The following is a 25,503-nucleotide window of genomic DNA, read 5'->3' on the forward strand; positions in this document are numbered from 1 at the left end:
CATGAAACTTGATATTAACATCAGACCTGCCAAGCCAGAAGATATTGAGGGCATCATCCCCCTCTGTGCTGCCCATGCAGCTTATGAAAAATGCCCTTACCAGAGTTCCGGTAAAAAAGAAGGGTTAATTACTGCAATTTTTCAGCATCCAAAAAAAATGCATTGCCTAGTTGTGGAGTGCGATAAAATCCTGATTGGCTATGCCACCTACATGGAGCAATTTTCCACCTGGGATGCCAGTCCGTATCTTTATTTGGATTGTATCTTCCTCAAAGAGTATGCAAGAGGGCTGGGGATTGGCGAAAAACTATTGAAACGGATTCAGGATGAAGGCCAACGCATGGGCTGTTTGGAAATGCAATGGCAGACCCCGGTTTTCAATACCAGGGCCGTACAGTTCTATGAACGCCTTGGGGCAAAAAGAAAAAGCAAACTGCGTTTCTTTTTGAACACCCAAGGCTTCAACTAACTAAAATATAACATCTTCCTCCTGCATGGCGGAAGTCATCAATTTGATATAGGCATCAATGGTCTTATCCACTTTGGAAGGCTCCTCAACCTCGAAGTCACCTTTCCAGATAAGCTCCCTTTCCTTGTCCACACAGATACAGTACAATGCGGTTTCTATATGGTACAGATTAAAGGTTTCGTAGTACTCTGGATCGTAGTAAATGTCCTGATGCCCCAAATAATCCGAACTAAAGCGCGTGTAGAGATTACTGAAATTGTTCATCCGCTCCCTAAAAGTGCGCTTGTTCTCCGTACCCACCACCTTGGTAAAAAGTATGGCGTCAAAACCTTTATCCAACAACTGTTGCTCTACTTCGGACAACTCTTGTTCCGATTTCTGGGAGGACGTAAACTCCACATCAAACAGATCTATGCTTCGCATGGCATCAACTCCGGCAGCCTTCAATCTTTCGGTCATACGCGTCTCAAACTCAGTTTGAACCTCCTCATCTTGACTCATCCCCACCACCAATACCTGGTAAGCATCAAACAATACAATATCTGGGTTTTTCCAAGTTCCTACCAACTTTGTTGAAGAACATCCAACCACAAACCACAGTACAAGAAAAATCAACTTTGTTTTCATGGTATTTGTTTTACTATTTTCCTATTGACAATGGGGAATGATCTCAATTAATGTCTGACAAATTGCCCCTGTCTTTTTTCCAATTGTCTTTTTAAATCATCAATTGTTTCGGCCATGGACTTTTCAAAATTATCCGAATTGGACTTCGCAAAAAGCCTAGGTCCGGGTGCACTCAGTTCAATCTCACAGATGTTTCCTTCCCCCGTCCTATCCGGCTCCGTTTTAAATAGGACATTGGCCTTAATGACCCATCCATACTTTGCACTAAGCCTGTTCATTTTTTTCATTAGAATCCTGTTCAAGGATTCGCTGGATTGCATCTTCTGATATTGAATGTTCACAACCATAACGCTATTTTTAAAGTTCTATATAAAACTACTTCTAGCGGTTACGGAATAAAATGACAATTGTCAGGTTTGGGATGCTTCTAAACAAAAAACCCATCAAGTCAAGGGACTTTTAAACTGATGGCTGTTACCTCTTTAATGGAAAAATTTGATCGTGAATGAAGTCATTTCAAAAGAAAAGGCTGGCCGGTACTTTGCAAAACCGAAAACCAAAACTCACTTTCAAGATTGATTTTCTTGCGCTTTTTGGTCACCTCAGAAATAGGGATATAGACAAATTTGTTGTTGACCTTACAGGCAACAAACTTGGTCTTGCCCGCCATGGCACCATGTACGGCATGATAGGCCAATCGGCTGCAATATACACTGTCACGGGAATTGGCCGGCGCACTTCGTACGATATAACTGGGATCAATATACTTGATGGTCACCGGAATGTTCGCATCTTTGAAATAAGAGCCTATTTTTTCCTTTAGGAAAAGACCAATATCTGCATGTTTTATGTTTCCCGAGGCATCTTTAATCCGCTCTTGACCCTGAAAAAGTTGTTGCCCTGCGCCTTCGGCCACAACTATTACTGCATGTTTTTTCCGTTTCAATCGCTTTTGTAAAACACCAAGAAAACCGAGCTCACCTTCCAACTGAAAGTCCATCTCCGGGATAAGGACAAAATTCACGACCGGCATGGCCAAGGCAGCGGAAGCCGCAATGAAGCCGCTATCCCTACCCATCAATTTTACGATGGAGATGCCATTATAAGCACCTGCAGCTTCGTTATGGGCATCACGTATAATTGGACTGGCCACATCAAAGGCAGTTTCAAAACCAAAAGACTCATCTATAAGGTCAATGTCATTATCAATGGTCTTTGGAATACCAACAACACTGATTTTGGCCCCACGTTTTTCAATTTCCTCACCGATGGCGTTTACACCTTTCAAGGTTCCGTCCCCTCCTATGGCAAACAACATATTCACTCCGTTTGCCTCCAAAGTGTCCACCATAACCCCAACATCCTGACCTCCTCTTGAGGATCCTAAGAAAGTGCCCCCAAACTGGTGGATGTCTTTCACCTTATCTGGCGTCAGTTCTACAAAACCATGTCCAATTTCAGGATTAAGACCCTCATAGCCGTATGGAATTCCAATTATTCTTTTTATCCCATAGAAGTAATGCAATCCCATGACCACACCCCGTATCACATTGTTGATTCCCGGACATAGTCCACCGCAGGTTACAATGGCTGCTGTAGCCTCTTTCGGGTCAAAAAAGATGTTTTGCCGCGGACCTGCTTTTTCCAAACATTGCGGTTCCTCCCCATCGGATAGGCATTTGTTATATTGATCCAATGAAATATCAAAGACCAACTTGTCCGATTCGCTGACAAAATTAAATATGTTATCTCCCCTGACAGTACTCAACTGCAGGGGAGATTTAAACTTGGGTTTGCCAAGATCTTCAATATGGAAACTATGGGTGTTGTCCAACTTATGTATTATTAAAAATGTTCGTCCAAACTATGGTGCGAATCAATCAGTGGTCCACCTGCCAATATTTCCTCGGAAGCTTGACTAGCAAACTTGTCAAAGTTAATATGGAACGAATGGGCCAACTGAATGGCCTTGCTTACATAAGCACCTTTTTGCAACCAAGTGTTCATAGGATCCAATATTTCCGTTGGAACGCCTGGACAATATTTTGGCATATGTAAACCAAAGATAGGATGTGCATCGTAATCCACCTCATCCAATTTCCCCTCTAAGATAGCGGAAATCATGGCTCTTGTGTATTTTAACTTGATTCTGGAACCCACACCATAGGGGCCACCGCTCCATCCGGTATTGATCAGCCATACGTTCACGCCCGCCTCGGTCATCTTTTTGCTCAACATTTCAGCATAAGAAGCTGGATGCAAGGGCATAAAAGGCTCACCAAAACATGCCGAAAACGAGGGAACAGGTTCATTGATTCCCGCCTCTGTACCAGCGACCTTGGCCGTGTAGCCTGAAATAAAATGATAGGCGGCCTGACCAGGGGTCAATTTGGATACTGGAGGCAAGACCCCAAAAGCATCACAGGTTAAGAAAAAGATATTTTTAGGATTGGATGCGTAAGAGGGAATTTGAATATTGTCAATATGATCAATAGGATAGCTAACCCGCGTGTTTTGCGTGATGGAACTATCAAAATAGTCTACCTCTTTGGTTCCTTCTTTGAAGACCACATTCTCCAACAGGGCTCCTGGGCGGATTGCCCTATAAATATCCGGTTCTTTCTCCTCTGTTAGGTCGATAACCTTTGCATAGCATCCTCCTTCAAAATTGAAGATGGTATTATCAGCTGTCCAACCATGTTCATCATCCCCGATCAGTTTTCTATCCGGGTCTGCAGAAAGTGTGGTCTTTCCGGTTCCTGAGAGTCCAAAATAGATAGCCGTATCCCCATCTTTACCAACATTGGCAGAACAGTGCATTGGCAATACGTTTCTATCCACCGGAAGAATCAAATTCAAGGCCGTAAAGACACCCTTTTTCATCTCCCCAGGATATTCGGAACCACCAACAAGGGCAATTTTTCTGGTATAATTTAGAATGGAGAAGTTACCTGCAATGATTCCAAATTCTGTTGGGTTTGGACATTCATACCCCGGAGCACATACCACTAACCAATCTTCATCAAAATTTTCCAATTCTTCCTCAGGAAGTCTTAGGAACATATTCTTGATAAAGTAATTGGACCAGGGATATTCTGTAATCGTACGCACATTGGTACGATATTTTGGGTCCGCACATACCGCGGCATCCCTAACATAGATTTCCTTACCGGAAAGATAGTTAGCCACTTCGTTATAAAGCTTATCAAAATTTTCAGGAGAAATGGGCTTATTGATCCTACCCCACCAAATTCTATCCCTGGTATAGTCATCCTTTACCAAAAAACGATCTTTTGGAGACCTCCCCGTAAATTTTCCGGTATTGATACTTAGTGTTCCATTCCCACTTTCCACTCCCATCCCTTTTTCAAGGGTAATTTTCTGTAAAGTTTCTGCGCATAGATTCCAATGCGCAGTTACATTCTCCAAACCATATTTACTAAGGTCTTTGGTTTTTTCAATTACTTCGTCCATAATTTTCTGTTTTAAGGTTAAAAGCTCCATATCATAGGAACCAATACGAGTGTTGCAATAAAAAACAGGAGCAATAAAGGCCCTCCCACTTTTATATAATCCATGAATCTGTATCCGCCGGAGGACATCACCATGGCATTGGTGGTAGTCCCTACCGGTGTTAAAAATGCTGTTGATGCGCTAATGGCCACTGCGATCATATAGGGTTTGGGTGATACCCCCAAGGTTGTCGAGGCCATGATGGCTATTGGTGCCATTAAGACCGCGGTGGCCGAGTTGTTTATAGTTTGGCTAAAGGTTGTGGTAAGCAGAAAAATCCCCGCCAATAAAGCCGTTGGATGTATACTTCCCAAAGCTTCCACCAAGCTATTGGCCGCCATTTGGGCCACACCGGTTTTTTGCAGTGCCAACCCCATTGGTATCATAGCGGCAATCATTACCACACTGGTCCAGCTTATACCCTTGTAAGCCTTGCTTATGGGAACACAACCGGTAAGCATCATGATACCGGCGCAGGCCAGAGCAGCAATTGCCCCTGGGACAATTTTAAATACCAAAAGCAGTACCATTAAGACCAAAGTCCCTAGGGCTATATAACTTCTGGGGGTCAACTCATCCACATTTTTGGACAGGGCCTCTGGACTACCGGAGATTACCAAGTTTTCATACATGGATGTCAGAGCTTCAATGTTCTCCCACTGCCCCCTAATAATGAAGGCATCCCCAGCTACAATCTTAATTTTTCCAGTAAGCGGCCTACTGTTTCTAGAGGCAGCCAACAACTGTACTCCGGCTTGTTTTAGGTAATGCCCAAGTGGAAGAGTTTTGCCCACAAAGACTGATTTGGGGGTTATGATCATTTCGGCCATACCCACCTCTTGGTTGATCAGTTCCTTCTTGAGAAGATCCTTTTCCGGTTTCCAGGGAATGACCCCCAAACTAAGTTTCAATACCAATTTGTCAACATCTCCGGCTTCTCCCTTTACCGTTATGATGTCGTGGTACCTCATCTCTGTCCGAGGGTCGGGTAATTCTACAAATTGATGAATTCCCTGCAAAGGATGGGGATGTCTCCGTTTTAAACGCATCAGGGAAACATTGTGCTCTTCTTCAAAATTCCAGTCCCCAACTTTGGTGTTGATCAAGGGAGACATTGAACGAATGCGTAAACGATACAGGTTATCCCCTATACTGTAATTCTCAATCCATTTATGCATCTCCTCGTCCAAGGCCATGGGTTTATTTTTGGTTCGGTGCTTTGGCAAAAGCCTATATCCCACATATCGGAAATACAAAATGGAAATAAACAACAGCGGTAATCCTATCAAGCTGAACTCAAAAAAGGAAAAGCCTTCAAAACCGTTTTCCACGAGCGCATTACTGGCAATAATATTGGGAGGCGTACCGGTCAAGGTCAGCAATCCACCCGTATTAGATCCAAATGCCACGGGCATCAACAGCTTGGAGGGTAGTGTTCCCGCATTCCATGCGGCTGTAACTGTAACCGGGAGCAAGGCGGCCACCGTGCCTGTATTACTTACAAAACCGGACAGTAGACTGGAACCCAATGTTACGATTACCAATAGTTTTGGAACACTGCTTTTGGCCCATTTTACAAAGCGTTGACCTGCCACGGCTGTCCATCCTGTTCTAGAAAGTCCTTCACCAATAATGAAAAGGGCGGCAATCATAATCACCGTAGAATTACTGAAACCAATCAAAGTTTCATTCAACTCCAAAATACCGGTCAGGTATAACGACAACATAGACATCAGGGCCACCACATCCGGCGGGAACTTTCCCCAAACAAATAATAGAATTGTAATACCAAGTATTACCAAAAGCGTTAGCATAACTGTTGTGTTGGGTGCATCAGTCCAAGGTCAACAAAGGAATCTCGGAGTGCAGCGTTAACAGTTTGGTCAATCGTCCCTCAGATGGGGAACTCAATCGAGTGTGGTTTCTTGGTAAAATTGCCAAAAGATCTATGTTCTTTTTGGTGATATACTCCAAAATACCTTCCTCTACATCTTGGTTCTTGCTAAAGGCATGTTCCACATAAAAATGCTCTAGGTAGTATTCCAGGAGATTTTCAGTACTATCCACAACAGAGTCTTCGGCATAAACCGATTCCTTATATATGGTAAGCACATGTACTCTCGAATTGAAGGTCCGTGCCACATCCAAAAGGGTCTTCAACACTTTCTTATCATCGATCTCCTCTCCACCCATGACCAAAGCAATATCCTTTGGCTCTTTTATGGGGCATCCATAAGGAACAGAAATGACCGGGCAATTAGCCTCCAGTACCAATCGGGAGGTATTGGTAATGGCTTCATCCGTAACCTTATCCCCCATGGTTCCCATCAAAATAATGTCGCTGTCGACTTCATTCTGCTTTTCAAGAATACTGGAGATGACCTCACCGGTAACGGTGGCAAAACTTGGCTTATGCTTTGTTTTCCATTTAAAGGAACCCAATACCTTGTCAAAATCCGTTTTCAATACTTTTTCTTCGGATTCGGAAGTGGGCATAGCGGCCACGTACAATGTTTGAATTTGAATATCCCTTGAAGGGCCAACAAAATTAACTGCATATTCCAGGGCATTTAGGGATGCCTCTGTAAAATCGAACGGAACTAAAATATTCTTGATACCCATACCTAAAAGTTTACTTGATTAAAATCTTCAACTCAAAAGTAGAACTGGACCACCACCTAAAATATGACAGATATCAGGTTTGGATTTTTCACATGGAACGATAACCTTTTCGTAACAAATTTTATGATTTTACATATCTGGCATCTCCATTTTAAATGTCAAAACTTTAAGGAATCCAGCCTAACATGATATGTGTCATATTACACTATATGGTAAATGCCAAACTTTGTGTCGTAATTCCAAAAACACTTGGAAATGGTGTATGTGAAACGCCTGACACTTCCTCTTTTTTTGTTCTTTATCCACATTTCAATTGGGCAGACCTTTGACGAGAATCGTTCGGGATCTTGGTTGGAATTTTCAGGTGTGGGGAAAATTGGAGACGACTGGAGCATTCCCTTGGCTGGGATCTTAAAGCACCGGGATGTATTTGACACTTACGACTTCTCCTTTATTCGAACAGGCATTTCGTACAGGACAAGCCCTTCAACCGTTTTCACCCCGGGAATTGCATTCCTCAATACCAACTCGTTCACAGATAGGGATGCTATATCCGTGACCTCACAATTTTGGGTGTATGAGGAATTTTCCGTGTTCTCGAATCGAAAACGACATGCTTTTTCACATCGGTGGCGATTGGAACATCGGTGGATCCGTAATGACAATAACACCGAATTTAACCATAGGGTTCGCTATAGGCTTCAGTACAAGACTCCCTTACATGGCAATCTATACTTTAAAGTTTGTAACGAGATTTTCTTGAATACGAGGGGACATGCCTTCAACCAAAATCGTTTTTTTATTGGAGTTGGGCGGACACTTTCCGAGTCCATTAAAATAGACCTTGGTTTTTTAAAGAATCATTTCAGGACTTCGGGATACGGTGCCGTTAGAATGGGCCTTTACTTTGACCTTGATTTTACTACTACAGAAGTGGCACAAATTGATAATTAACCAAATTTTAGGCGTTAAAATTGGGAATATTTCAATGAAACTGACTTATATCATGTTATTTGACATTCATTGACTCTACTTTTATTTCAGTTAAATAAGAAAAGTCATGAAACCCAAAAAGAACCCTAACGCTGACATAGGCCGTAATAGCAGCCTATATTTTATGATAGGTTTGACTTCTGTTTTATTTGTTACCTGGCAATCATTTGAGGTCAAGACCTACGAGAAAGAAACCCACGTTTCGGATGTTGTCCACGTTATGGACGATTTAAAAGAGGACGTTCCCGTTACCGAAATTGTGCAGACCACACCTCCACCACCCCCTCCTTCCGCACCAGATGTTATAGAAATTGTGGACGATGTTGAGGATATTGAGGAAACTATAATAGAAAGTACAGAAAGTAACCAAGATGCCTTTATTGAGGATGCCATCGTGAAAATTGATGATGTGATGGTCGAGGAGGAAGAGGAGGAAGAAATTGTTCCTTTTGCCATTATTGAACATGTACCTGTCTTTCCAGGATGTGAAGATTTGACATCTGAAGAAGAGCGCAAGGAGTGCTTTAACCAAAAGGTTCAGGAGCATGTAAAAAACACCTTTAAATATCCAACAGCAGCCTTGGAAATGAATATCACTGGAAAAGTATTTGTTCAGTTTGTGATCGACTCTCAAGGTAGGGTGACCAATATTCAAAAAAGAGGCCCGGATCGATTGTTGGAAAAAGAAGCCGTACGAATAATCTCAACACTTCCCAAGGTTCAACCTGGGATACAACGTGGTAAAGCGGTTAAAGTGACCTACGCCATTCCTATCAGCTTTGTAATGAAGCGGTAGTTTTATTTAACTTGTTCTCTGGCTCCCAGACATAATGTTTGGGAGCCTTTTTTTAGTACCATTTTGAATCTTTGTACTCCCAATTCCGTGAGGCAGCTTCCCTGTTTTTCACAACCAAATGGGTCTTGTCCAATCTTCGAGCACGATAACCTAGCAAATGAAAAAAGGATTTGGCCATAAACCTGGCTATGCGCTGGTCTACAAGAAGTACATCCTTCTTTAATGATGCCCATTGGATACCAGGAAGGTACACCAACAGACCATCTACCCTAAACCATCGAAGTCCCTTGGAAATCCAGAGCAAAACCCTTGGAATTGTCCGGATAAAATAAAAGCCCTCACTTCCCAACTCTTGGTACAACGGCATAAAAATCTGTCGTTTTTTACTGGTCACCAATGGCTTGTTATTCTCTTCAGCGATATCCCTCCCCTTGGGGATAATCTGAAAGTTTCTGAAGCCGGGCAACATCTTAAACCGATTGCCCTTGGTTATCTTATGTTGATAGTAAATCTCATAGAAAGTATTGGTCCTACGATCAGAACTCAAAATCTGTTGTTCCAATACATTTCGCACAGGAGTACTAAGCTGGACAGCACCTGAAATGTTTAAGGTATAGAAGATAAAATCAATAGAATTTCTTATGGAGGAAATATCATCATGCTGTCCGCTTTCATAACCAAGGGAAACATACCCAAGCTCATTGATATAACTTAGTAAGGCCCCAACAAGGTATTCCTCAATTCCAAGTATGATGGGCAAGGGATAGTTAGAGGCAAACTTCCGATTTAACATACTATCGTTCAGCACAACAAAGGGAGCGGTTTCGCTAGAGGTGGTATGCAGGTCAATAAAGTAATAAGGCGCTTTTTCTTGGCTTAATATTTCAAGGAGTAGTTGGTATAGCTCCCAAAGTTCCTTTTCATCAGACCCAAGGTTTTCAGCACTATTTGCAATTTGATTGATTTCCTGAACCGTCCAAATCCGATTAAGGTCTTTCTCCAAGAAGCGAACGTTAGCCTGAAGCGCTTTTAAATTTCCAGCAATAGCGTATATCTGGCCATAAATTGGTGTCTGTCTCACCCGAAGTTCATTCAGCACATGCTTAAGGGCAAAAACCCCTGCTGGCTCATTACCATGAATTCCAGCAAAAAAAACCACTGTGGGACCCGGACAATTTCCAGATAAATGTCCTATTACACGATCAATATTTGTGGACTCCCCCAAGGCGGAACTAAAGACTTTTGCCATAATTATAAATCCACTTTGCTTACAATACCAACCAGATGTGAACCTACACAGACCGGAAGGCAGCCTATTTGATAATCTGCCATTAATTTTTTGGCGGTGGCAATTGTGGTTCTAGGCTGCACTGTTACCACTTTTTTGATCATAATATCGGAAACGCGGGAGTTATTTTCAACCAAATCCGTTTCAAGAGCGGAAAGATGACTCCATGTAAGAAGTCCTGCCAACTCACCCTTGTTATTTTCAACCGGAATATGATGGATGTTATTCCAAGCCATAATGGAAAGCGCTAGGTTTACGTAGTCGTTTTCATATAGTTTATAAAGTCTGGTGGACATGATTTGATCCACCCATTTATAAGGTTCCTTCTTCTTGGATTTGGTGGTAATCAAGGGCCATTCATGAACCGGTGACCGTGATTGTTGATTCTTGTACATGGATTCGGTCAATTTCACCAAAACCGTATCCATTTTCATATGCTTTCTAAGGTTCCTAAAGTTTTTAACCTGCCATTCGGCACCAGTTCCCTTTTTGACCCGTTGTTCTATGATTCCGAGCAAACGGTCACAATCCTCGGCGCTTACCCCATACTTGGTCAAACCATGATGGGCAATGGGAAGGAATTCTTCCAGAATAAGTTTTTTTAGTGTGAGGGTCTTGCCCATCCAAGAGAGTACGGTTTGCCGACCTGTTATGGCCGATTTTACAAAATTGTGTTTGGCCTCCTTAAAGTCCATCACACTGTCCATATCATCAAACTGAACCGGTCTGCCCACCATCAGTCCGACCCAAAAAGCAAAGTTTGCCATTTGATCTATCACTGAGGGGCCAGATGGGATATACCGATTTTCAATACGCAGATGTGGCTTCCCGCCACCTATGCCATAACACGGTCTATTCCAACGGTAAACCGTTCCATTGTAGAGGTTCAAAGCTTCCAGTTTGGGAATGGCACCATGCTCCAGAACCTCCAAGGAGTTTTTGGCAATGGGCTTGGTCAGCACAATTCGGTGCGTAGAGATATCCTCTTTGAATATTTCGGCCACTGATTCCTTTTGCCAGTGGTTTCCAAACCCTACCCTAGCAACCTGTTCCTTAAGTGCGTAAGACCATTTACGTGTGTCCAAGCTCTGCTGAAACAAGGCAATACGGGTTTCTTTCCAAAGTTCCCGTCCCATAAGTAATGGAGAATTGGCACATACACCAAGCACCGGACCGGCTATGGCCTGAGCCCAATTGTAACTGGATATAAAGTCTTCAGGGGGAATCTGAAGGTGTAGTTGAAAGCTGGTATTACAGGCTTCAAAAAGTACGGAATCATGTCTAAGGGTAAGTTCGTCCACGCCCCGTATCTTTAAGGAGAAATGGTCCCCGCGATACTGTTTTAGCACCTCATTAAGCTTATGGTACCTTGGGATGGGCGTCATAAAATCAATTCCCAGTTCACTCTTGCTTATGGTAGGTAAAATTCCTGCCAAAACAATTTTCAATCCAAGTTTTCCAGCTTCACTTTCCGCCTTTTCCAATAATCTTGTCAACTGTTCCTCAACCTCTGAAAAACAGTTTTCCTTAAGCTCAAAAGGGTCCAAATTAGCTTCCATGTTGTAACTGGCCAACTCCGTGGTAAAATGGGAATCGTTAAGATTTTCCAATAAGGTCATGGATGCTCCTGAAGGACGATACGAGGAATCCAACAGACACATTTCCTGCTCGGCCCCAATGCGAACTATATCATCCTCAATTAGGTTTTGTGACAACAGATGCTCCAGTGCTTTTATGTCATCTAAAAGATGCTGCACGAAGGCCTTGCGTTCAATATGATCAAATTTGCTTACGGAAATATGTTCGCCCATATTTAAAGAACTTCACTTTGTATTCAGATGGAATAAAACTACAAAGGGGGCTTTTGTTAAAATATGATTGTTGTCAGTTTGGTTTTGACCCCTTACTGACAATTATCATGTTTTTTGCCAGTGTCCAAGGGTAATTTTGACTTATAAATCTAAACCCCCATGTGTCACTTAGTTCAAAAATATAATGTCCCCGGACCGCGCTACACCAGCTATCCTACCGTCCCGTATTGGGATCAAGATCATTTCTCCGGAAAAAAATGGAAAAGTAGTGTTCTTAGAGCCTATAAGGAATCTGCAAGCGACGGGATAAGTTTGTACATCCACCTGCCATTTTGCGAAAGTATGTGCACCTTTTGTGGTTGCCATAAACGCATTACCAAACGACATGAGTTGGAGCTTCCGTACATCAAGACTGTTCTAAAGGAATGGAAACTATACTGTGATATTTTGGGCTCAAAACCCCTTATTAAGGAACTCCACCTTGGGGGCGGAACACCTACTTTCTTCTCTCCAGAACACTTGAAAATGCTCATAACTGGTTTGTTGCGATGGGGAAAGAAATCTGAAGAAAGTGAATTCAGTTTTGAAGGACATCCAAATAACACAACCAAAGCACACCTGCAGGCTCTTTTTGATGTGGGGTTTAGAAGAGTCTGCCTGGGTGTGCAAGATTACAATCTGACCGTCCAAAAGGCCATTAATAGAATACAGCCCTTTGAAAATGTAAAAAAGGTTACCCAATGGGCAAGGGAAATAGGCTATACTTCTGTGGGGCATGATATCATTTACGGACTCCCTTTCCAGACTTTGAAAAATGTACAGGAAACCGTTGTAAAAACGAACGAACTTCGCCCGGACCGAATCGCATTCTATAGTTATGCCCATGTACCTTGGATGAAAGGAAACGGGCAACGGGGCTATAAAGATTCCGATCTTCCCAGATCTGAAATAAAAAAACAGCAATACGAGTTGGGGAAAAAGCTGCTTACCGAGTACGGCTATAAAGATGTGGGCATGGATCATTTTGCCCTAACAACCGATACATTATACCAAGCCTTGGAAACCGGAACCCTGCACCGAAACTTTATGGGATATACCCCTTCCAAAACCCAATTGATGATAGGTTTGGGGGTTTCGAGCATAAGCGACAGCTGGTACGGATTTGCCCAAAACGTAAAAAGCATTGAGGAATACCAAAATCTTGTTGATCATGGGATCATTCCAATTTTCAGGGGACACATCCTTAACGAAGAAGATGAAACCATTCGAAAACACATATTGAATTTGATGTGCCGGTTTGAGACACAATGGGGGTATGGGGAAACCGGAATTGCAGATTATCAAAAAATAATAGAAAACCTATCGGAACTGGAAGCGGATGAATTGGTCGTTATTGACCCCAACCAAATCAGGGTAACCGAAAAGGGAAGGCCGTTTATACGAAACATCAGTATGGCCTTCGATTTGAAGTTACATCGAAAAAAACCAGAAACCCGATTGTTTTCAATGACAGTTTAACCTTTAAAACCCGAATCCTATGAAAAGTATAATTGTACCCGTAGATTTTTCAGAGCAGTCCGAAAAGGCTCTCAAGGTGGCCGCCACCATAGCCAAGAAGCACGACTCAGAATTGTTGGTTCTTCATATGCTAGAGCTTTCACCTGCTATCATGTCCGAGTCTGGCTATGTATCCCAAGAACAGGTTGTGCACCTTATAAAAATTGGAGAGAAACGATTTAATGACTTTTTGGACAAGCCCTATCTGAAGGGCATAAAAATAATTCCCATAATCAAGCATTACAAAGTGTTCAATGAGGTGAGCGAAGTTGCTGAAAAGCATGAGGCCGACCTCATTGTTATGGGCTCACATGGAACTGATGGTCTTCAAGAGATTTTTATCGGTTCCAACACCGAAAGAGTGGTTCGTACCTCCGAAGTTCCCGTTTTGGTCATTAAAGGCGATATTAAAAAGTTTAAACCAGAACGTTTTGTTTTTGCCTGTGATTTTAAGGATGAAAATATTCCTGCACTTGTAAAAGCAATTAACTTGGCTAAAGCATTTGAATCTAAATTGCACTTAGTGTACATCAACACCCCAGGGGATGAATTCTTAAGCACGGAGGATATTTATAACCGGGTTTCCAAATTCCTAAATCTTGCAAAATTGGGTCTGGAAGTGGAAATCTATAACGACTATACTGTTGAAAAAGGTGTTCTAAACTATAGCGAATCAATTGCTGCGGACCTTATTGGTATTCCCACCCATGGACGAAAGGGCCTATCGCACTTCTTTATGGGAAGCATAGGCGAAAACATTGCCAATCATTCCAACACGGCGGTTGTAACTTTTAAAATCTGATTGGCAATTTAGATTGGGTTTTACGGAGAAAGGGGGAGATTTTAGTTTCCCCCTTTTTTTTGCTTTTTACCTTTCTTGATAAGTTTTAAGGCCCAAACATAGTGACTGGACAGCACTCCAATGATATAGGCGGCCATGGCATTGTTTCCCGTCCATGCATACCTTTTCCTTTCAAACAATTCTTCTTGGGAATGATGCTGAACCAGGTTTGTCACCTCAGCATGGGAATTCGAAAATGCTTTCCTAATGGATTCAAGACTATGGTCTTGGTATTTTTTCCAAATCTCCCGATTGAGATCAGGCAATGTTCTCCAATTGTAGCCTTTTGCAGGTATTGCAGGACGTCCCCCATCCATTCCTTCGGTATACCAACCCAAAAACATAAGGTGCCAATGATGCAGATGCGCAAGTACATCCCTTATATTTCGGTTCATGGTTGGAGTTTCAAAATCACGGAGCTGTTCTTCCAAGGACAAAGAATTGATAAGTCCATTTAGCTTGTCCAAATTTTCTGTGCTTTGGGAAAGAAGCTCGGTTTTGGTCTTGGGTCTGGGCATAGTACGATTTATCTTCCGTTAAATCTCTCGTAGGATGCTTTTTCCAAAACTTCCCGATGCTCGGGATGGGCAATGGAAGTTAATGCCTTCGCCCGTTGTTGCAGATTCTTTCCATATAGATTTACCACACCAAACTCAGTGGCTACGTAATGCACGTGGGCCCTTGTTGTGGTAACTCCGGCTCCCTCTTTTAAAAATGGGACTATCTTGGAAACTCCTTTTTTGGTAACCGATGACATGGCAAAAATGGGCTTGCCCCCTTCTGAGAGTGAGGCACCACGGATGAAATCCATTTGACCGCCCACACCAGAAAACTGGTAACTTCCTATGGTATCCGCACATACCTGGCCGGTAAGGTCTATTTCTATGGCGCTATTGATTGCCGTCACCTTTGGGTTCCTTCGTATTCTAGCCGTATCATTGGTATATCCGGAATCCCTAAAATCGCATATAGGGTTGTCATCAATGAAATCATATAGCTTTCTCGAGCCCACCGCAAAACAGCTCACAATCTTGCCTTTTTTTACAATTTTGTCTTCACCGGTAATCACACCTTGTTCAATCAGTGGTAAAACACCATCGGAAAACATTTCAGTATGAATACCCAGTCTTTGGTGATTTCCCAGATTGTCAAGCACCGCATTGGGGATATTCCCAATACCCATCTGTAGTGTTGCTCCATCCTCGATCAAGGAAGCCACATTGACCCCTATCTCATGTTCAATATCAGAAATGACACCAGGACTATGTTCGTGAATGGGCCTATCCACCTCCGTTGCGAATTCGATCTCATCCACATGGACAATTCCGGTACCGTGGGTTCTGGGTACATGGGGGTTGATCTGAGCTATAATCTTTTTGGCTGTCCGAACTGCTGGTAGTGCAACGTCCACCGAAACGCCCAAAGAGCAATATCCATGTTTATCTGGACTGGACACCTGTACGATGGCCACATCCAAGGGCAAAATATTTCGTTTGAACAACCATGGTATCTCACTAAGAAAAATGGGGATATATCCTGCATCTGGTGTGTTCACACTTTTGCGGACATTCCCGCCTACAAAACACGAATTAAGAGTAAAGGACTCTGAATATGGTTTCTCGGTGTAGGGTGCATTTCCCTCTGTATGGATGGAAACAATTTCAACTTGGTCCAATTCCTTATGACGTTCACAAAGGGCCTCGATCAGTTCATTTGGGGTCATTGCCGCACCTTGGATAAAAACACGGTCTCCAGATTTTACAATTCCAACCGCCTCTTCTGCCGATGTTATTTTCACAATTTTTAATTTTTAAGGTTGATGGCATTCAATGGTTGATGATGCCATGGGAGTCTGTACTTGCTTCGGTGACACATATGGAATTCCCAATCCCATGCCACGAATAATGAACAAAGCTCCAATCAGGATCACAAAAACTGGGATCAATTTTCTGATTCTTGACTTGATTGCATTTCCTATCAAGTTACGGGAAAATACCGTAGCTGTCATTAAGGGAATCGTTCCCATTCCGAAAAGGATCATATACAACCCTCCTTGCCATGGATTCCCCACAGCCAATGCCCCTATCAAAGCCATATAGACCAACCCGCAGGGCAAGAATCCGTTAAGAAATCCAATCGTTAAAAAAGTATCGGGAGTTTTTTTCTTCAGTTCTGCCCCTAATTTTGATTTTAGTTTTCCCAACCATCTATACACGGGTTTGGAAATGATATTAGCATTAAAGGTTTTGGAGGGAATCAGAACAAGGATTATCATAAGCACTCCCATAGCAATGGATAGTTTTTGCTGCATCCCGAAAAGAGAAAGTCCCTTTCCCAAAAAACCGAATACGATTCCAATGCTACCATAGGCCAACATTCTGCCAAAATGATAGATGAAGACCTGAGACGTTTTTTTTGCTATGTTATCGTGGTCCAGTGGCAACATAAAAGCAATGGGGCCACACATGCCCAAGCAGTGCAGGCTTCCCAAAAATCCCAATGCCAAAGCAGATGCCAACATAGTTAATAGGTCAGTTTTTCTTTATGCAAAAAGGTTTTACCTTCATACGTCCACTTTACAGTAATGTCCCAGCGACCGCCCACCAAGCTATTGTCAGGTATGAGCAAATGTGTATTGGACAAACTTATAGGAAAGTCTATATCCAAATGCTTGTTGGACGGTCTGTAAAGGGACACTAATCCTTTTATTTTTTTAGGATCGAACTGTTTTGGAAAAACCACTGTCAATCCGTCCACAGTTTTCTTGATTTTCAATTTGGCATTCATTTTGGAAGCCGAATTGGAAGCGTCTATTTCGTTCTGATAGGCCAATTCTTGCTTGTAATAATCATCGGTCACCAAATCATGGTTGGCACTATCATCCATACTCATCCGTACTACAAAATAAAGTATGAAGCTGATGAAAGCCACAAACGCCAGTACAATTCCCGTTCCCCAGTTTATTTTCATTTTTTCAGTTTTATGCCAATTGTTAATTATAACTTCTTGGTGCCAAGAATTGGGTTACCGTGGTCTCTATCAATTTCTCACCACTGTACACTCCAATCTTCAATTTATCCTTATCACCTGTTAGGGCTGATGCATTAATCTCTATAAACAACGTTCCCTCTGCCAATTCTTCTGCCGGCACTACAAAACGGTCCATGGAAACGAGTTTGATCTGTCCCTTATGTGAAAGTAACTTGAAACTCACATCTTGTACATCCTTAGTGGTCTTGTTCACTAGCTTATAGGTATATACATTGCTAATCATATTGTTTTCCTTTCGCTCATACAACTGACCTGGCAATCTCAAAATATTGGCTTCCAACTCATTTCTCAAGAACAGCATCCCAATCAAAATCCCTGTCAGTATAGCCAGCACAGCAGTATAGCCTTTCATGCGGGGCGTGAACTTGAACTTTGTTTTCTTGTTGATTTCTTCCTCGCTCGCATACCGTATTAGACCTTTGGGCTTTTGGATACTCTCCATAATATGGTCGCATTCATCAATACAGGCCGTACAGTTCACACATTCCAGCTGGGTTCCGTTTCGAATATCTATTCCCGTGGGACATACATTTACGCATTGGAAACAATCAATACAGTCTCCATGACCCAGCACTTCCCGATCTTCGTTTTTCCGAAATTTTTTCCTTCCGCTTTCTCCTTCCCCACGTTTATGGTCATAGGCCACCACAATGGATTTATCATCCAGCAGTACACCTTGTAATCTTCCGTAAGGGCATGCTATGATGCATACCTGTTCCCTGAACCATGCAAAGACAAAATAGAAGACCCCAGTAAAAATCAATAAGGGAACCATGGTGCCCAAATGAGCCATAGGGCCATCAATTACATATCTTATCAGTTTATCGCTCCCAATCAAATAGGCTAAAAACACATTAGCTATGAGGAAGGAAATGATAAAAAACAGGGTCAATTTCAATGATCGTTTCCAGATTTTTTTTCGGTTCCAGGGCGATTTTTTCAACCGTTGCTGCGCACCCCTGTCCCCATCAATCCAATATTCAATTCTTCGGAACACCATTTCCATAAAAATGGTCTGCGGGCATATCCATCCACAAAATATGCGCCCGTACGCCACTGTGAACAGTGCGATAAAAATCACCCCGATAATCATGGAAATCACCACGAGGTGAAAATCCTGTGGCCAAAAGGGAAATCCAAAAATATTAAACCTCCTGTCCACCACATTAAACAGTAAAAACTGGTGCCCCCTTATCTTGATAAACGGCGAAGCAAACAAGAAAAGCAATAAGGCATAGCTTACATATTTACGATACTTGTAGAAATTCCCACTTGGCTTTTTGGGATAGATCCATGCTCTCTTACCGTCATCAGTTATAGTACCTATGGAATCCCTAAAATTTTCCTCCATCGCAATTTTGTTTACCCCTCTGTCCTTTGGACACCTCCCCGAATTTTACGGGGAGGCAATTAATTAAAGTTAGTTCATGGCCACATCTGTGGAGTCTGAGACCTGCTCCATAGGTGCTTCTTCGCTCCCTTCCTCTTCCGGAGCATCGGGATCAATCCAAATCTCTCCCTCAGCTGCCTTTGGATTTGCAGGAGTTGTTCCTCCCATCGTCAGTACATAACTGGCCACCTGGGCAATCTCGGCCGGTTTTAAACTTTGTTTCCATGCCACCATTCCCTTTCCATCGCGACCTCCTTCAGATATGGTGTTGAAAACATTCTTAATACCCCCACCAAGAATCCAATATTCATCGGTAAGGTTGGGGCCAATTCCACCCCCACCATCAGCCATGTGACAGGCTACACAGTTTGTGGTGAATATCTTTTCTCCAGCACTTAAATCGGAAGCCTCGGATAGAAATTCCACGGTATTTACATCCACCAAATCCTTGGCGGTCTTTTTATATTCTTCGATAGCTATTTTTGCTGCCGCTACTTCCTGTTCGTATTCCAAGGCCTGATCGTAATCTCCCATGATATGAAAACGCACGAGATAAACTACTGCAAATACAATGGTACCATAAAATAGGTACACCCACCAGGGAGGTAATACGTTGTCCAGTTCACGGATTCCATCATAATTATGGTCCATGATAATTTCGCTTTCCCTTTCAATCTCCCGACTTTTGGTCAGGCGTCTGTACATATTTTTGGCCCATGTCCATTCCCTTTTCCTTTCCTTTTCCGCTAAATATTTCTCTTTTGCTTCCTCTGAAAGGGTTTGGAACATTACATTTTCAATGGACTTTAGAATAAGCTCTATTGCAATCAAGATCATCAACACCAATAACAGAAAGAACTGGGTTATTGGATATTCAATAATTGCGGGTTTGTCTCCTGAGTCTATAAAGTATTCCATTAATCCGAAGATTAAAAAGAATAATACCGGGATACGAATCCACCAAGGTGTTCTTGTGCTCATAATACTATAGTTTGTTAGGTTGATCGTTATCTAAAGGCAGTTCGCCCATCTCTTTGATATGTTCTTTGGTTGCCGTGAAAACCCACCAAAACAACAAAACAAAAAACACAAAGAAGATCATCAATGATATCATGGGATAGCTTGCTATTCCATCGATACTTTCCATATGGTTTTTTACGAATTTCAACATCTTTTCAGCTTTTTATTCTTTGTTCTGTGATAATAATTCCTCGGTCTCCTGTACTTTGATATCCGTGCCCAAACGTTGCAGATAAGCTATCAGTGCCACGATTTCACGGTTTCGCATTTCCACAAAATCCTCACCATTTTCTTGGGCGTATTTCTTATCCGCCTCATAAGTCTTGGCAAATTCTGGATCTGTGTACAGGTTCTTCTCGATAGTCTCAGCTTGGGTAGCCATGGATTGCTGGGCATTGGCAATGTCCTCATCTGAATAGGGTACGCCAAGTTTTACCATAGCTTCCATTTTGCTTTCCACACCACTGCGGTCATGCTGGTTTCTCACCAGCCATTGGTACGCCGGCATGATGGATCCAGCAGAAGTACTTTGTGGATCGTACATATGATTCAAATGCCAGTTGTCCGAATATTTTCCACCTATACGAAGCAAATCTGGTCCGGTACGCTTACTTCCCCAAAGGAATGGGTGATCATACACAAACTCACCAGCTTTGGCATACTCTCCGTAACGTTCTACTTCGCTTCTAAAAGGTCTGATCATTTGGGAGTGACATCCCACACAACCTTCTCTAATGTAAAGGTCACGACCTTCCAATTCCAAGGGGGTATAGGGTTTGACGCTCGTTATTGTAGGAATATTGGATTTCACCAAGATGGTAGGGACAATTTGAATAATCCCCCCTATTAAAATGGCTACGGTGGCCAAAATGGTAAGCTGCACAGGTCTTCTTTCCAACCAGTTGTGGAAGGTTTCCCCGGCCACACGTCTTTTAGAAACCCTTGTCAAAGCAGGTGCTTCTGCCAGCTCATCCTCAACCTTGCTTCCTTTTCTAATGGTAACGATTACATTATAGACCATTATCAGCATCCCTAAAATGAACATACTACCACCTATGGCCCTCATCCAGTACATTGGGATAATTTGTGTAACTGTTTCCAAAAAGTTACCATAGACCAAGGTTCCGTCCGGGTTAAAGTCTTTCCACATCAAGGCTTGTGTAAACCCAGCAACATACATTGGAAGGGCATATAGAATAATACCCAAGGTGCCTATCCAGAAATGGAAATTTGCCAATCCCTTGGAGTGAAGTGTGGTTTTAAACATCTTGGGAACCAACCAATAAATCATCCCGAAGGTGAGGAATCCATTCCATGCCAGGGCGCCTACGTGTACGTGGGCAATAATCCAGTCGCTAAAGTGGGCTATTGCATTTACATTTTTCAAGGACAGCATTGGGCCTTCAAAAGTGGCCATACCGTAACCCGTAATCGCAACGACCATGAATTTAAGCGTTGCATCACTGCGTACCTTATCCCAAACCCCTCTAAGGGTGAGAAGTCCATTGATCATACCTCCCCAAGATGGAGCTATCAACATCACGGAGAATACCACCCCAAGATTTTGGGCCCAATCCGGTAGTGCAGAGTAAAGCAAGTGGTGTGGTCCGGCCCAGATATAAATGAAAATCAAGGACCAAAAGTGGACTATGGATAGTCGATACGAATAAATCGGTCTATTGGCCGCCTTCGGTACAAAGTAGTACATCAATCCCAAAAAGGGAGTAGTTAAAAAGAAGGCCACGGCATTATGTCCATACCACCATTGTACCAGGGCATCTTGTACCCCAGCGTATACCGAATAACTTTTTAAGGCGGAAACCGGGAGTTCCAAGCTGTTGAAAATGTGAAGCACGGCAACGGTTACAAAGGTGGCGAGGTAAAACCAAATGGCCACATAGAGGTGTCGTTGTCTACGTTTCAGAATTGTAGCGATAAGGTTCCATCCGAAAACTACCCAGACCACGGCAATGGCCAAATCTATGGGCCATTCCAATTCTGCGTATTCCTTGGATGTGGTATACCCCAATGGCAATGTAATTGCAGCGGCCACAATGATCAGCTGCCAACCCCAGAAATTAATATTGCTCAGTGCGTCACTGAACATCCGGGTTTTAAGCAAACGCTGGGTGGAGTAATAGACCCCTGCAAAGATGGCGTTCCCCACAAAGGCGAAAATCACTGCATTGGTATGCAAGGGGCGTAGACGTCCAAAACTGAGCCATGAAATGCCATCAGTAATGTTGGGAAACAAAAACATAAAGGCCAGCAGAAGTCCCACCAGCATCCCAACAACGCCCCAAAGCATGGTGGCGTATAAAAACTTTTGTACGATTTTGTTATCGTAGCGAAACTGTTGTATTTCCATATTTATTGGTTTGATCTTTTAGTTTGTGTGATTTCTTTTTTGGGTTCGGATTGGTCCATATCAGGCTTTACCTCATCATCAAACAACATGCGGACCGACGGGGTATAGGCATCGTCGTATTGTCCGTTTTTAACGGAGAATACGAAGGCGGCAAAAAATATCAATGCAACGGTGATACTTATGGCCAATAACACATATATAACACTCATACCTACCTGAATTATGGTGTAAAACTACTGTTAGGGTCTTGCCAAAAAAATGACATATATCAGCTTTTATTTATTAATCATTCTATTCCTATAATCTTCTTTGAGCAGCGTTAGCAATGCCGCCACAATAATGAGGTTCTTGCCTATATACTGACCGAGCAATGTTGGTACCCATGGAGGTTGTTGAAAAGAGTCCAGGGGAAACAATACCAAAGGGGTGAAGGTGAAGACCATGTGCACCAAAGCGATCAACACCACTTTTCGTTGCCATAGGTTCAAAATCAGAAGGAGTCCTACGGCCACCTCCCATAGTGCCAATAAATTGATGGCCAATCCTTCCGATAAAAAACCGAATGTCAATTGATGGATTGTCCCCTTGGCTAGATTCTCCGCTGGGCTCATGTTTGGGAAAAACTTTAGGCTCCCAAACCAGAGATATACCAACCCAATACTTATGGCCAACATATTTGGCACTATCCACTCCCGAATTCCCAAGATTACCTTCTTTACCATTGTACTGATTTTGTGGGTTGACTTAGTTTTCTTCCTAATAGGTTTGTCATTACCGTTGTAAAAAGCACAATACTTATGGAGCTCAAGGGCATTAAAATAGCTGCAATTACAGGCTGTAATTGGCCCGTTACCGCGAAATAAAGTCCCACAAGATTATAGCACAGCGAGAGTACAAAACTCATCTTGATCACATGAATTGATTTTCGTGATAAAGTCACGAAACTGGAAAGCTGCGTTAGGTTGGTAGCGTCCAAAATGCCATCACAGGCCGGTGAGAATACATTGATATCTTCCGAAACCGCAATACCCACATCACTTTGGGCAAGTGCCCCTGCATCGTTTAATCCGTCACCCACCATCAGCACCCGGTGTTCGGATTGCAATCTTTTAATGTGATTCAGCTTGTCCTCCGGTTTTTGGTCAAAAAGCAATTGGGTCTTAACAGGAAGTATTTTTTCCAGTTGATTTCGCTCACCATCATTGTCCCCGGACAGGATGCCCAGTTGCATGGTTTTCCCCAGTGCTCCAAACAATTCGTGAATACCGTTCCTATAGCTGTTTTTAAAGATGAACTTTCCTTTGAAGTCTTTGCCCGCACTTACATAAACTGAAGTACCCTGCGCTTTACCATCCCCTTGTTGTCCAACATAGGAGGGAGAACCAATTCGAATTGAACGTTCATTGGCCTTTCCTTGAATGCCTTGGCCAGTATGTTCTTCGAATTCGTCCAAGGTCATTATTTCATTGGATTTCAGCAGCCCATACAACGATCTACTCAGAGGGTGGTTGGAAGCTCTCAGGGTAGTTTTGAGCAAGGTGGTTTCTTCCCGAGTGAGTTCCACGCCTTCATAAATGATGGTATCTTTTTGTGTGGTGGTCAAGGTGCCCGTTTTATCGAAAATCGCAGTATCAATTTTAGCGAGGCGCTCAATAACATTGGTGTTTTTTAAATAGAACCTATGTTTGCCAAAAATGCGAAGCATATTTCCTAATGTAAATGGGGCCGCTAGGGCAATGGCGCACGGACAGGCAATAATCAAAACCGCAGTAAAGACGTTCAGCGCCATGCTAGCGTCATAATACAGCCAAAAACCAGTGGATAAGGTAGCGATGGTCAATACAGCTGCGGTAAACCTTTTTCCTATGCTATCCGTTAAGGTTTGAAACGCTCCCGTCTTGTCCTTGGAGAAAACCGCATTGCCCCATAATTGGGTAAGATAACTCTGGGATACCGAATTGAGCACTTCGACTTCCAACGGACCTGAAAGCTGTTTTCCCCCCGCAAACAGTTTTTCGCCAGAATGTTTAAATACTGCATGGGATTCCCCTGTCACAAAACTATAATCAATTTCGGCAGTACCTTTGATCAGGATACAGTCGACAGGAATTATTTCACTGCTTCTAATAAGGAGCTTATCACCTTTTTTTACCTTATATATCTGTACATTTTCTTCAGATTTGTCTCGCTCCAGCTTTGTTACGGCAATTGGGAAGTACGATTTATAGTCCCTTTCAAATGATAAGAAAGCGTAGGTCCTTTGTTGAAAGTATTTCCCTAGCAATAGAAAAAATACCAATCCGGTAAGACTGTCGAAAAAACCTGACCCTAAATCAAAAAATATATCCACTGTACTTCTCAGAAAGAGTGTCAAAATTCCAAGGGCAATGGGGACATCTATATTAAGCAGCTTGGTGCGAATCCCCTTAAAGGCAGAAACGAAGTAATCCCGTGAGGCATAAAAAACTACGGGCAGGGAAAAGGCAAACATCAACCAGCGAAAAACCGGTTTATATTGTTCCAGCCAAAACTCCTCTACCTCAAAATATTCGGGAAAGGACAAGAGCATTACGTTCCCGAATGCAAAACCTGCCACTCCCAATTTATAAATCAGTGAACGGTCGGTCCTTTTATCTTTTTTGTCAAATTCTTCTAGAGAAATATAGGGTTCATAGCCAATACTGCTGAGCATCAGCACCAAACCCTTAAGTGAAAAACCTTCGGTGGCATAGGTTACCCTGAGTGTTTTTTTAGGGAAGTTCACCTGTGAATTGGAAATGGAGGGATGTAGTTTGTTCAAATTTTCCAGTACCCAGATACAGGAACTACAATGGATTGAAGGTATACTCAAATTGATGACCTGCACCCCTTCTTCATTAAATTCGACCAAGCGTTCCACGATTTCAGTATTATCCAGAAAATCGTATTTCTGCCTTACCTCTTTGGGTGTGGTCCCTGCGCCTGCCTCAATATCATAAAAGGTTGACAATCCATGTGACGTAAATATCTCATAGACTGTTTTGCAGCCATGGCAGCAGAAATCCTTGTCATCGAAATGCACCCTATCCCTGCCACAGTCATCACCACAATGATAACATGTCATGTTTGTCATTTACATTTGCTTTACCTATGACAAAATTGGGACGCATCCTTTTCA

Annotated in this window: 24 protein-coding genes; 5 read left to right on the forward strand and 19 right to left on the reverse strand. The window is 42.6% G+C overall.

The window, feature by feature from the left end; translation table 11 throughout:
• The first annotated feature begins 1 nt into the window (after nucleotide 1).
• Nucleotides 2-469: a GNAT family N-acetyltransferase gene (locus tag BUC10_RS10190; RefSeq protein WP_073179176.1), complete on the forward strand. Its 468-nt coding sequence runs from the start codon at nucleotides 2-4 to the stop codon at nucleotides 467-469.
• Here BUC10_RS10190 and BUC10_RS10195 read toward each other — a convergent pair whose 3' ends face one another.
• The 6 genes from BUC10_RS10195 to BUC10_RS10220 all read right to left on the reverse strand — a co-directional run bounded on the left by BUC10_RS10195 (nucleotide 470) and on the right by BUC10_RS10220 (nucleotide 7,231).
• Entirely contained in the window at nucleotides 470-1,096 is a 627-nt protein-coding gene (locus tag BUC10_RS10195) for a hypothetical protein (protein ID WP_073179179.1), read from the reverse strand.
• 47 nt (nucleotides 1,097-1,143) lie between these two features.
• Nucleotides 1,144-1,443 carry an HPF/RaiA family ribosome-associated protein gene (locus BUC10_RS10200; RefSeq protein ID WP_073179181.1) on the reverse strand — a complete coding sequence of 100 codons (300 nt, stop codon included), beginning with the start codon at nucleotides 1,441-1,443 and terminating at the stop codon, nucleotides 1,144-1,146.
• Between the two features lie 164 nt (nucleotides 1,444-1,607).
• Complete coding sequence (locus tag BUC10_RS10205) at nucleotides 1,608-2,930, reverse strand: ATP-dependent 6-phosphofructokinase (RefSeq protein ID WP_073179183.1); 1,323 nt, start codon at nucleotides 2,928-2,930, stop codon at nucleotides 1,608-1,610.
• Between the two features lie 11 nt (nucleotides 2,931-2,941).
• Complete coding sequence (pckA, locus tag BUC10_RS10210) at nucleotides 2,942-4,570, reverse strand: phosphoenolpyruvate carboxykinase (ATP) (protein WP_073180073.1); 1,629 nt, start codon at nucleotides 4,568-4,570, stop codon at nucleotides 2,942-2,944.
• Nucleotides 4,571-4,587: 17 nt separating this feature from the next.
• Nucleotides 4,588-6,423, reverse strand: a complete 1,836-nt coding sequence (locus BUC10_RS10215) for an SLC13 family permease (protein WP_073179186.1) — start codon at nucleotides 6,421-6,423, stop codon at nucleotides 4,588-4,590.
• A gap of 19 nt (nucleotides 6,424-6,442) precedes the next feature.
• Nucleotides 6,443-7,231, reverse strand: a complete 789-nt coding sequence (locus BUC10_RS10220; RefSeq protein ID WP_073179188.1) for a universal stress protein — start codon at nucleotides 7,229-7,231, stop codon at nucleotides 6,443-6,445.
• 255 nt (nucleotides 7,232-7,486) lie between these two features.
• Here BUC10_RS10220 and BUC10_RS10225 point away from each other — a divergent pair, with 255 nt between their 5' ends.
• Nucleotides 7,487-8,185, forward strand: coding sequence for a DUF2490 domain-containing protein (locus BUC10_RS10225; protein ID WP_073179191.1), 699 nt, complete (start codon nucleotides 7,487-7,489; stop codon nucleotides 8,183-8,185).
• A 106-nt stretch (nucleotides 8,186-8,291) separates the two neighbouring features.
• Nucleotides 8,292-9,020, forward strand: coding sequence for an energy transducer TonB (locus BUC10_RS10230; RefSeq protein WP_073179193.1), 729 nt, complete (start codon nucleotides 8,292-8,294; stop codon nucleotides 9,018-9,020).
• Between the two features lie 52 nt (nucleotides 9,021-9,072).
• On the opposite strand, the gene BUC10_RS10235 is transcribed toward BUC10_RS10230, so the two are convergent.
• Nucleotides 9,073-10,269: a succinylglutamate desuccinylase/aspartoacylase family protein gene (locus tag BUC10_RS10235; RefSeq protein ID WP_073179196.1), complete on the reverse strand. Its 1,197-nt coding sequence runs from the start codon at nucleotides 10,267-10,269 to the stop codon at nucleotides 9,073-9,075.
• A gap of 2 nt (nucleotides 10,270-10,271) precedes the next feature.
• Nucleotides 10,272-12,119 (reverse strand): glutamate-cysteine ligase family protein, encoded by a 1,848-nt coding sequence (locus BUC10_RS10240; protein ID WP_073179198.1) that lies wholly within the window; start codon nucleotides 12,117-12,119, stop codon nucleotides 10,272-10,274.
• Nucleotides 12,120-12,278: 159 nt separating this feature from the next.
• On the opposite strand from BUC10_RS10240, the gene hemN reads away from it, so the two are divergent.
• Nucleotides 12,279-13,637 (forward strand): oxygen-independent coproporphyrinogen III oxidase, encoded by a 1,359-nt coding sequence (gene hemN / locus BUC10_RS10245; RefSeq protein ID WP_073179201.1) that lies wholly within the window; start codon nucleotides 12,279-12,281, stop codon nucleotides 13,635-13,637.
• Between the two features lie 19 nt (nucleotides 13,638-13,656).
• Nucleotides 13,657-14,478, forward strand: a complete 822-nt coding sequence (locus BUC10_RS10250; RefSeq protein ID WP_073179203.1) for a universal stress protein — start codon at nucleotides 13,657-13,659, stop codon at nucleotides 14,476-14,478.
• Between the two features lie 41 nt (nucleotides 14,479-14,519).
• On the opposite strand, the gene BUC10_RS10255 is transcribed toward BUC10_RS10250, so the two are convergent.
• The 11 genes from BUC10_RS10255 to BUC10_RS10305 all read right to left on the reverse strand — a co-directional run bounded on the left by BUC10_RS10255 (nucleotide 14,520) and on the right by BUC10_RS10305 (nucleotide 25,458).
• Nucleotides 14,520-15,035: a ClbS/DfsB family four-helix bundle protein gene (locus tag BUC10_RS10255; protein WP_073179205.1), complete on the reverse strand. Its 516-nt coding sequence runs from the start codon at nucleotides 15,033-15,035 to the stop codon at nucleotides 14,520-14,522.
• 8 nt (nucleotides 15,036-15,043) lie between these two features.
• Nucleotides 15,044-16,315: an acetyl-CoA hydrolase/transferase family protein gene (locus BUC10_RS10260; protein WP_073179208.1), complete on the reverse strand. Its 1,272-nt coding sequence runs from the start codon at nucleotides 16,313-16,315 to the stop codon at nucleotides 15,044-15,046.
• A gap of 12 nt (nucleotides 16,316-16,327) precedes the next feature.
• Complete coding sequence (locus BUC10_RS10265; RefSeq protein ID WP_073179210.1) at nucleotides 16,328-17,038, reverse strand: sulfite exporter TauE/SafE family protein; 711 nt, start codon at nucleotides 17,036-17,038, stop codon at nucleotides 16,328-16,330.
• 2 nt (nucleotides 17,039-17,040) lie between these two features.
• Nucleotides 17,041-17,487: a FixH family protein gene (locus tag BUC10_RS10270; RefSeq protein WP_073179212.1), complete on the reverse strand. Its 447-nt coding sequence runs from the start codon at nucleotides 17,485-17,487 to the stop codon at nucleotides 17,041-17,043.
• Nucleotides 17,488-17,509: 22 nt separating this feature from the next.
• A complete protein-coding gene (gene ccoG, locus BUC10_RS10275; RefSeq protein WP_073179214.1) occupies nucleotides 17,510-18,919 on the reverse strand; it encodes a cytochrome c oxidase accessory protein CcoG in 1,410 nt (469 codons plus the stop codon).
• A gap of 69 nt (nucleotides 18,920-18,988) precedes the next feature.
• Nucleotides 18,989-19,939: a cbb3-type cytochrome c oxidase N-terminal domain-containing protein gene (locus BUC10_RS10280; protein ID WP_073179216.1), complete on the reverse strand. Its 951-nt coding sequence runs from the start codon at nucleotides 19,937-19,939 to the stop codon at nucleotides 18,989-18,991.
• 4 nt (nucleotides 19,940-19,943) lie between these two features.
• Nucleotides 19,944-20,129: a cytochrome C oxidase subunit IV gene (locus tag BUC10_RS10285; RefSeq protein WP_073179218.1), complete on the reverse strand. Its 186-nt coding sequence runs from the start codon at nucleotides 20,127-20,129 to the stop codon at nucleotides 19,944-19,946.
• Between the two features lie 12 nt (nucleotides 20,130-20,141).
• Complete coding sequence (ccoN, locus tag BUC10_RS10290; protein ID WP_073179220.1) at nucleotides 20,142-22,346, reverse strand: cytochrome-c oxidase, cbb3-type subunit I; 2,205 nt, start codon at nucleotides 22,344-22,346, stop codon at nucleotides 20,142-20,144.
• 2 nt (nucleotides 22,347-22,348) lie between these two features.
• Nucleotides 22,349-22,555 (reverse strand): cbb3-type cytochrome oxidase assembly protein CcoS, encoded by a 207-nt coding sequence (ccoS, locus tag BUC10_RS10295; RefSeq protein WP_073179222.1) that lies wholly within the window; start codon nucleotides 22,553-22,555, stop codon nucleotides 22,349-22,351.
• 66 nt (nucleotides 22,556-22,621) lie between these two features.
• Entirely contained in the window at nucleotides 22,622-23,068 is a 447-nt protein-coding gene (locus BUC10_RS10300; protein WP_073179224.1) for a DoxX family membrane protein, read from the reverse strand.
• Nucleotides 23,062-25,458 carry a heavy metal translocating P-type ATPase gene (locus BUC10_RS10305; RefSeq protein ID WP_073179226.1) on the reverse strand — a complete coding sequence of 799 codons (2,397 nt, stop codon included), beginning with the start codon at nucleotides 25,456-25,458 and terminating at the stop codon, nucleotides 23,062-23,064. Before BUC10_RS10305 ends, BUC10_RS10300 begins: the two co-directional genes overlap by 7 nt.
• Between the last annotated feature and the right edge of the window lie 45 nt (nucleotides 25,459-25,503).

Origin of the sequence: Flagellimonas flava, from assembly GCF_900129665.1 — a bacterium.
In the GTDB taxonomy this organism is placed as follows: Bacteria; Bacteroidota; Bacteroidia; order Flavobacteriales; family Flavobacteriaceae; genus Flagellimonas; species Flagellimonas flava.

Bases quoted from the DNA above. Each gene is read 5' to 3' on its own strand.
- BUC10_RS10305 (WP_073179226.1), bottom strand. From the start codon at position 25,458: ATGACAAACATGACATGTTATCATTGTGGTGATGACTGTGGCAGGGAT.
- BUC10_RS10285 (WP_073179218.1), bottom strand. From the start codon at position 20,129: ATGTTGAAATTCGTAAAAAACCATATGGAAAGTATCGATGGAATAGCA.
- BUC10_RS10280 (WP_073179216.1), bottom strand. From the start codon at position 19,939: ATGAGCACAAGAACACCTTGGTGGATTCGTATCCCGGTATTATTCTTT.
- ccoS (WP_073179222.1), bottom strand. From the start codon at position 22,555: ATGAGTGTTATATATGTGTTATTGGCCATAAGTATCACCGTTGCATTG.
- BUC10_RS10240 (WP_073179198.1), bottom strand. From the start codon at position 12,119: ATGGGCGAACATATTTCCGTAAGCAAATTTGATCATATTGAACGCAAG.
- BUC10_RS10195 (WP_073179179.1), bottom strand. From the start codon at position 1,096: ATGAAAACAAAGTTGATTTTTCTTGTACTGTGGTTTGTGGTTGGATGT.
- BUC10_RS10300 (WP_073179224.1), bottom strand. From the start codon at position 23,068: ATGGTAAAGAAGGTAATCTTGGGAATTCGGGAGTGGATAGTGCCAAAT.
- BUC10_RS10215 (WP_073179186.1), bottom strand. From the start codon at position 6,423: ATGCTAACGCTTTTGGTAATACTTGGTATTACAATTCTATTATTTGTT.
- BUC10_RS10235 (WP_073179196.1), bottom strand. From the start codon at position 10,269: ATGGCAAAAGTCTTTAGTTCCGCCTTGGGGGAGTCCACAAATATTGAT.
- BUC10_RS10200 (WP_073179181.1), bottom strand. From the start codon at position 1,443: ATGGTTGTGAACATTCAATATCAGAAGATGCAATCCAGCGAATCCTTG.
- BUC10_RS10250 (WP_073179203.1), top strand. From the start codon at position 13,657: ATGAAAAGTATAATTGTACCCGTAGATTTTTCAGAGCAGTCCGAAAAG.
- BUC10_RS10190 (WP_073179176.1), top strand. From the start codon at position 2: ATGAAACTTGATATTAACATCAGACCTGCCAAGCCAGAAGATATTGAG.
- BUC10_RS10230 (WP_073179193.1), top strand. From the start codon at position 8,292: ATGAAACCCAAAAAGAACCCTAACGCTGACATAGGCCGTAATAGCAGC.
- pckA (WP_073180073.1), bottom strand. From the start codon at position 4,570: ATGGACGAAGTAATTGAAAAAACCAAAGACCTTAGTAAATATGGTTTG.
- BUC10_RS10265 (WP_073179210.1), bottom strand. From the start codon at position 17,038: ATGTTGGCATCTGCTTTGGCATTGGGATTTTTGGGAAGCCTGCACTGC.
- BUC10_RS10270 (WP_073179212.1), bottom strand. From the start codon at position 17,487: ATGAAAATAAACTGGGGAACGGGAATTGTACTGGCGTTTGTGGCTTTC.
- BUC10_RS10225 (WP_073179191.1), top strand. From the start codon at position 7,487: ATGGTGTATGTGAAACGCCTGACACTTCCTCTTTTTTTGTTCTTTATC.
- hemN (WP_073179201.1), top strand. From the start codon at position 12,279: ATGTGTCACTTAGTTCAAAAATATAATGTCCCCGGACCGCGCTACACC.
- ccoN (WP_073179220.1), bottom strand. From the start codon at position 22,346: ATGGAAATACAACAGTTTCGCTACGATAACAAAATCGTACAAAAGTTT.
- BUC10_RS10220 (WP_073179188.1), bottom strand. From the start codon at position 7,231: ATGGGTATCAAGAATATTTTAGTTCCGTTCGATTTTACAGAGGCATCC.
- BUC10_RS10255 (WP_073179205.1), bottom strand. From the start codon at position 15,035: ATGCCCAGACCCAAGACCAAAACCGAGCTTCTTTCCCAAAGCACAGAA.
- ccoG (WP_073179214.1), bottom strand. From the start codon at position 18,919: ATGGAGGAAAATTTTAGGGATTCCATAGGTACTATAACTGATGACGGT.